General features: G+C 70.3%; 8 protein-coding genes. 3 read left to right on the forward strand and 5 right to left on the reverse strand.

Annotation, left to right across the window (positions count from 1 at the left end):
- Nucleotides 1-376, forward strand: a 376-nt coding sequence (locus MFF30_RS24680; RefSeq protein ID WP_238282857.1) for an ATP-grasp domain-containing protein, incomplete at its 5' end; no start/stop codon positions are given.
- Here MFF30_RS24680 and MFF30_RS24685 read toward each other — a convergent pair.
- On the reverse strand, nt 346-639 hold the full coding sequence (locus tag MFF30_RS24685) for a hypothetical protein (RefSeq protein WP_238282858.1): 294 nt from the start codon (nt 637-639) through the stop codon (nt 346-348). The genes MFF30_RS24680 and MFF30_RS24685 overlap by 31 nt on opposite strands.
- Here MFF30_RS24685 and MFF30_RS24690 point away from each other — a divergent pair.
- Nucleotides 638-1,513 carry a tetratricopeptide repeat protein gene (locus MFF30_RS24690; RefSeq protein ID WP_238282859.1) on the forward strand — a complete coding sequence of 292 codons (876 nt, stop codon included), beginning with the start codon at nt 638-640 and terminating at the stop codon, nt 1,511-1,513. The two genes, MFF30_RS24685 and MFF30_RS24690, sit on opposite strands and share 2 nt — an antisense overlap.
- 169 nt (nt 1,514-1,682) lie before the next feature.
- Here MFF30_RS24690 and MFF30_RS24695 read toward each other — a convergent pair whose 3' ends face one another.
- From MFF30_RS24695 to MFF30_RS24710, 4 genes are all read right to left on the reverse strand, one after another.
- A complete protein-coding gene (locus MFF30_RS24695) occupies nt 1,683-2,726 on the reverse strand; it encodes a DUF2778 domain-containing protein (protein WP_238282860.1) in 1,044 nt (347 codons plus the stop codon).
- Nucleotides 2,727-3,031: 305 nt separating this feature from the next.
- Nucleotides 3,032-4,018, reverse strand: coding sequence for a class II fructose-bisphosphatase (glpX, locus tag MFF30_RS24700; RefSeq protein ID WP_238282861.1), 987 nt, complete (start codon nt 4,016-4,018; stop codon nt 3,032-3,034).
- 133 nt (nt 4,019-4,151) lie between these two features.
- On the reverse strand, nt 4,152-5,474 hold the full coding sequence (locus MFF30_RS24705; RefSeq protein WP_238282862.1) for a homoserine dehydrogenase: 1,323 nt from the start codon (nt 5,472-5,474) through the stop codon (nt 4,152-4,154).
- A gap of 182 nt (nt 5,475-5,656) precedes the next feature.
- Entirely contained in the window at nt 5,657-6,361 is a 705-nt protein-coding gene (locus MFF30_RS24710; RefSeq protein ID WP_238282863.1) for a ceramidase domain-containing protein, read from the reverse strand.
- Nucleotides 6,362-6,469: 108 nt separating this feature from the next.
- On the opposite strand from MFF30_RS24710, the gene MFF30_RS24715 reads away from it, so the two are divergent.
- The coding region (locus tag MFF30_RS24715; RefSeq protein ID WP_238282864.1) for an exodeoxyribonuclease III at nt 6,470-6,959 on the forward strand (490 nt) is incomplete at its 3' end.

The raw sequence follows: 6,959 nt of genomic DNA on the forward strand, positions 1-6,959 counted from the left end.
CCGCATCGCCGAGGCGCTCGACTATGTGGGCGTGCTGGCGGTGGAGATGTTCCTCGTGCCCCAGGCGGACGGACCCGCCCGGGTCGTCGTCAACGAGATCGCCCCGCGCGTCCACAATTCCGGCCACTGGACCATCGAAGGCGCGACGACCTCGCAGTTCGCCCAGCACGTCCGTGCCGTCTGCGGTTGGCCGCTCGGCGATTCGGCCCGGGTCGGCGGCATGGCGGTTGAGATGCACAACCTCATCGGCGGCGATGTCGACGACTGGGCCGCGATCCTCGGCCGGCCGGGGGCGCAACTGCACCTCTACGGCAAGGGCGAGTCCCGCCCCGGGCGCAAGATGGGTCACGTTACCCAGTTCGTCCAGAAATCCTGACGGGCCTGCGAAAACCGCGGCCCGATTGCGACACGCGCCCAGTAAGCGACGGCCCAGCCGGCCGTTTCGGGCCGGCGCAGGCCAGGGCCATACCTTCGCCACATCCAGCCGCTTGAGCGGAACCCGACGCCGATTTTAAGCGCCCATTCACCGCGATGCGGAATGGTGCCGGCGCGGCCGGATCCCAGCATGCGGGCGCCGGCGCGGATTGCGATCGATTTGGGGGCGGCGTCGCGCGCGACGCCGGGGGGAGCGAGGACCATGACGGTTTTGAAGCTGCGGGCATCGAAGGCGGGGCTGTTCGGGGCCACGGCGCTCGTGGCGGCCGCCCTGGCCGGCTGCGAGACCTATGGCGGCGGCGCCACCGCGTCGCGCCAGTTCGCCGTGCTCGAATCCGACCAGACGGGCGCCACCACGGTCAACATCGCCTCCCTCAGCGAGGTGATCCAGCGTAATCCCAACGACGCGGCGGCCTACGTCACGCGCGGTGCGGCCTATGCCCGGGCCGGTCAGTTCAACGACGCCATCGGCGACTTCACCAAGGCGGTGCAGATCGATCCGAACTCGGCCTCGGCCTACAACAACCGGGCGCTGGCGAATCGCCAGATCGGCCGCAACGACGCCGCGCTCCAAGATTTCTCGAAGTCCATCTCGGCGGACCCGAACTACGCCCCGGCCTATATCGGCCGCGCCAACGTGCTGCGCGCGCAAGGCGACCTCGACGGCGCAACCTCCGATCTCAACCGGGCGATCAGCCTCGCGCCGGAATCGGCCGAGGCCTACCATGCCCGTGGCCTCGTCCGCCAGAAGCAGGGTCAGAACACCCAGGCCATCGGGGATTTCGACGCCGCCATCGACCGCAACCCCTTCGTGGCGGCGCCCTACGCGGCGCGCGGTCAGAGCCTGATCGCCACCAATCAGTACGACAAGGCGATCGAGGACTACAACGCGGCCCTCAACGTCAACAACAAGGACGCCACCTCCTGGGCCTATCGCGGCCTCGCCTACGAGAAGTCCAATCGCAAGAAGGAAGCGGCGGAAAGCTATCAGCGCGCCGCGCAGATCGAGCCCGGCAACCCGGTCGCCAAGCAGGGCCTCGGTCGCGTCCAGGGCGGCGTCGGCTCTCTGTTCAACTAACTCCGCGTTTTCCCAGAGAGATCCGGCGCACCAGTCCCGATCCCGAGGGGATCGGGGCGCTCCTGGGCGCATCCTCCGAGCGGATGGACCCACGTGTGCAAGCGGTGCCGGCGCCTGATACGGGCAAAGCCCGAGCCTGGGCTTCCGGGAGCTTGGACGTGAGGCGGGGCTAACCGCCCGCGACCACGACGAGGCGTTGCACCTCGCCGCGCAGATAGGCCTGCAGGAACTTCTCGTAGTCCTTGAAGGAGACGCAGCCATTCGAGGCGCCGCTCGCGCCCAGCATGTAGGTGTGCGCGAGGAGACCGACTCGTCCGTGCACCGCCTCCGGTCCTCCGACGGGATGCAGGCGCAGGGCGCGCACACCGTGGAAGGGCTGCTCGCGCTCGGTGATGTCGTAGGTGCCGACCGGGGTCGGCCCCCGCATGCGGACATGTACGTGCGCCGGATCGTCCATGATCGCGCCGAGCCCCGAATGCGCCTCGAGCTTCTCGCCGTTCGGAAGTGTCACCACCTTGGCGCGGATATCGTAGACCGCGACGCCGCCGGTGCCGCGCGGGACGAGATTCAGGGCTCTGCGGAAGACATCCTCGGTGGGCTTCGTCTCGAGGGCCGCGTAGGCGAGACGCGGTGGCTCGGGATTCCCGAGGCCGAACAGTTTCTCCACGAAGGAGCGAGTGTCCTCCGGCGGGGTCGTGGCGACGGGCAAGGCCTGGCGCGCGGCGGAACGCGGCGCCCGCGATGCGGCCCGGCCCGAACGAAACTCGGGGGGGCGCGGCACTGGAAGCGGGACCAGGCGCGGTGCCAGGGGCGGCGCGACGGCCGCGAGGGTGGATGATGGTTCCGGGGCGGCATCCGGAGCCGAGGGCTCGGGCGCGGCCATCGTGAGGGCGGGCTCGGGCGTCGCCGCGGGCGCCTCTTCCTGCACGCGTTCGGCGGACTCGGCGGCCACCTGCGTCTCGCGTGCGGGCCCCGCCGCGACCTCGGTGACCTCCGGCTCGGGCACGGCCGCAACCAGCGGCGCGGCGGCCACGGCGTCGTGCCGGGCTGGTGTCGGGTGACGGGACCAATAGGTCAGGCCGCCCCCTAGGAGGACGGCCAGCGCGAGCGTGCCACATGCGGCGACGCCCGATCGTATCTGCCTGGCGCGCGCGGTTGGGCCGACCCCGGCATCGTCGGTCTGGGTATCGTCGGAGTTGGGAGGGTCGATCATGGTCAGCGCGGTCCGCCGTTCCGGGCCGGCGCCGATGCCGATCCCTCCATCCGCGCCCTTGCAGGCTCGGGCGACGAACGTGGAAGTATTCGCCCGTCACGTGGGCATCTCATTCGGCCGGGCAGACATTTTGATGGCGGCATTGTGCCGACTTTGGGCGCCTATACTCGCCGATGCGGCGCCGGTCTGGTCTTTGCGATCTCCGATCAAATCCCGGCAGGCCGCCGAACCTTGTCGTTCCGGTCCCGCAAACATCGGATGGGCCTGGTCGGCTTGTTTCGCGCCGCAGAGCCGCTCGCCCGGGTTCAGACGTCGCCGAGCAGGCGGTGCTCGCAGAGCATGCGCCGGACCGTGCCGCTGGCCGAGCGGTAGACAACGGTTTCGGTCTCGATCAAGCCGGGCCGGAAGCGGACGCCCCTGAGGAGGGCGCCGTCGGTGACCCCGGTGGCGGCGACGATGACGTCGCCGCGCGCCATGTCGTGCAATTCGTATTTCCGGTTCGGGTCGCTGATGCCCATCCGGGCGGCGCGCTCGCGCTTGTCGTGGCTGTCGAGGATCAGGCGGCCCTGCATGTGTCCGCCGATGCAGCGGAGCACGCCGGCGGCGATGACGCCCTCGGGGGCCGCACCGATGCCGAGATAGATGTCGGCACCCGTGGCGTCGGCGTTGGCGGTGTGGATGATGCCCGCGATGTCGCCGTCCGAGATCAGGCGGATGCCGGCTCCGGTCTCGCGCACTGCCGCGACGAGTTGCATGTGGCGCGGCCGGTCGAGGATGATCGCGGTGATCTGGGCGGGGTCGACGCCCTTATGACGGGCAAGCGCCCCGATATTGTCGGCCGGGCTGGCGTCGAGATCGACGAGGCCGGCCGGATAGCCGGGGCCGATGGCGATTTTCTGCATGTAGACGTCGGGAGCGGCGAGCAGCGACCCGGCTTCCGCCAGGGCCGTCACCGCGATGGCGCCGGGCATGTCCTTGGCGCAGAGGGTGGTGCCCTCGAGGGGGTCGACAGCAATGTCGACCTTCGGGCCGTCGCCGGTGCCCAGGCGCTCGCCGATATAGAGCATCGGTGCGTTGTCGCGCTCGCCCTCCCCGATCACCACGGTGCCGTCGATGGGCAGCAGGTTGAGTTCCAGGCGCATCGCGTCGACGGCGGCCTGGTCGGCCTCCTTCTCGCGGCCCTGCCCGCGCAGGCGGGCGGCGGCGATGGCCGCGCGTTCGGTGACGCGCGCCAGCTCCAGCGTGAGAGACCGGGCCACCGGTGCACGTGATTCCAAGATGCCACCGGACATGTAAACCTCGCGCCCCTGCGCCTCTGTCGGGCGCTTCTTATGAACTAAAATGCGCTTGAGACATCACATTTCGCGAGTTGCGCGCATTTTTCTTCGTTCTTCCACCGATCGTTTGCTGGCAGACGAAACGACGCTACTCGCGTTCGATCCGGATCAGTTGGGGCGCCTCGGCGAGCAGACCGTCGGCCGCGATGGCGTCGAGGGCGTCCCGGATCGTGCCCTCGGTGGCAGCGTAGGTGATCAGCACCAGGGGGACCGGCTGGCCCGAGCGACCGTGCGGGTCCTTCGAGGCCGCGCTCTCGGAGCGGCGCTGGAGAATGCTCTCGATGGAGATGTCGCGCTCGGCCATGCGGGTGGCCACACCCGCGGCGACGCCGGGACGGTCGTGCACGGTGAGGCGGATGTAGTAGCCGCCCTCGTGCCGCTGCATTGCAACGCGCTGGGATGGGCTCAAGGACGCCGAGGGCCGTCCGAAGGTCGGGCGGCGGGTGCCGGCGGCGATGTCGGTGATGTCGGAGACCACGGCCGAGGCGGTGGCCTCGCCGCCGGCTCCGGGGCCGATCAGGGTGAGTTCGCCCACCGCGTCCGCATCGATGGTGACGGCATTGGTCACGCCCATCACCTGGGCGATGGCGGAGGATTTCGGCACCATCGTCGGGTGCACCCGCTGCTCGATGCCGCCGGCCGCGGTCTGCGCGACGCCCAGAAGCTTGATCCGGTAGCCGAGTTCCTCGGCCATGGTCAGGTCGAGGGGCTGGATCGCCGAGATGCCCTCCACGGAGACGCCCTCGGCGTCGATCTCGGTCCCAAAGGCGAGGCTCGTCAGGATCGCAAGCTTGTGGGCGGTGTCGAAGCCCTCGACGTCGAAGGTCGGGTCGGCCTCGGCATAGCCGAGGGCCTGGGCGTCCTTGAGGCAGGCCTCGAAGGTCAGGCCCTCGCGCTCCATCCGGGTGAGGATGTAGTTGCAGGTGCCGTTCATGATTCCATAGACGCGCGACACGGTGTTACCGGTCAGGCCTTCGCGCAGGGCCTTGATCACCGGGATGCCGCCGGCCACCGAGGCCTCGTAGGCGAGCGCCACGCCCGCCGCCTCGGCTTGCCGGGCGAGCGCCGCGCCATGCTTGGCCAGCAGCGCCTTGTTGGCGGTGACCACGTGCTTGCCGGACGCCAGGGCCGTCTCGACCGTCTCCCGGGCCGGGCCCTCGGCGCCGCCGATGAGCTCGACGACGCAATCGACCTCGCCGGAGGTCGCCAGGGCAACGGGATCGTCGAACCAGCTCACGCCGGCGAGGTCGAGGCCGCGATCACGGTTCCGGTCGCGGGACGAGACCGCGGTAACGCGAATCGCCCGCCCGCTGGTCTGGCCGAGGGCTTCGGCCCGGCGGGCGACCATCCGGACGACGGCGGCGCCGACGGTGCCGAGGCCGGCGACGCCGAGGCGAAGGCTCTGTGTCATGGTGTGTTCCGTCACTCTGTCGCGCCGTGGACCTGCCGCATCCGGGACCTGCCGCGTCCGGCGGCGGCGCGGGACGCGGCGTCGGTCGGCGCAGGTGGATGCCGCGCTCGGCGCGGTCCGATCTTCTGCAACGATTTGCCGGGGGGGGCAACAACACGGCCGGCCGCAGCGGAGCCCCGGTGTTACGATCGGCGTCGACGGTAGCGGGCCGCGACGGCGATCAGCCCGTAGAGCACGCCAGCGTTGAGAAGGTGCCAGAGCGCGTGGGTTCCCAGCGGCCAGACCGGACAGACCGCTCGGTCGAAGGTGCGGAAGGCGAGCGAGACGGCGAACAGCGCGGCGATGCCGAGGAGCGCCCGTCCGGCCTCGTGCCGGGCCGGGCCGAGGCGGCAGCCCTGCGGCGCAAGCAGGCCGGCGGCGACGCCCGCCAGCGCCAGGATGGCCGGGGCGTAGCCGATCGAGCCGTTGGTCAGCGCGTCCATCGACCGGCCGGTCAGCCCGTCGAGGATCGGCTCCAGGCCGAGATTGACGGCGGCGAAGGCCACGGTGGTGGCGAGCGCCGCCCCGATTCCGAGGTCGAAGTAGCGCCGCATCGCCAGGAGGAAGTAGGCGTAGATGAACAGCGCGATCGGGATGACGTCGGCCAGCAGCGACCAGCGCACCGCCAGGGTGTGGAACAGGAACGAGCCGACACCCACCACCGCCACCAGGGCGCTGAGCAGGAAGGCCGGCACATCCGCCGTCCCGGCGCGGCGCAGTCGCCACGCCGCCAGACCGGCCGCGACCAGGAAGGCCGCGTTCGAGAGAGCGTTGACCGGCTCCGCCCAGAAGCCGGGATCGCTGCGCTCGCAATAGGCGCAGATCGGCGTCAGCCAGTCCCCGGCCATCCGGCCCCCTCACCAATCGATCCATAGTCTGTGTGACGCCTTGCCAGCCCGAGGCGAAGGCCCGATGACGGACACCCTCGCGCACCAACGCCCAGAGACCCCCGACCCATGCGGATCGCCACCTGGAACGTCAATTCGATCAAGCAGCGCGTCGGCCATCTCGTCGGCTTCCTCGACGAGGCCAAACCCGACGTGGTCTGCCTGCAGGAGCTGAAATGCCAGGATGAGGGATTTCCCCGGTCGGAGATCGAGGCAGCGGGCTACGCTGTCGAGACCCTCGGCCAGAAGGCCTACAACGGCGTCGCCCTGCTGGTGCGCGCGCCCCTGGCGATGTCCGAGATCCGCCGCGGTCTCCCGGGCGACGACGACGACGAGCAGGCCCGCTACATCGAGGCGCTCGTGTCCGGCGAAGCGGTGCGCCCCGTGCGTGTCGCCTCGATCTATCTGCCCAACGGGAACCCGGTGGACAGCCCAAAATACCCTTACAAGCTCGCCTTCCTGGAGCGCCTGCGGCGCCATGCCCAGGCCCTGCGCGTGGCCGAGGAGGCGGTGGTGCTGGCCGGCGACTACAACGTCATCCCGGAGCCCGAGGATGCCG

It is taken from the genome of Methylobacterium goesingense (assembly GCF_022179225.1).
Lineage (GTDB): Bacteria > Pseudomonadota > Alphaproteobacteria > Rhizobiales > Beijerinckiaceae > Methylobacterium > Methylobacterium goesingense.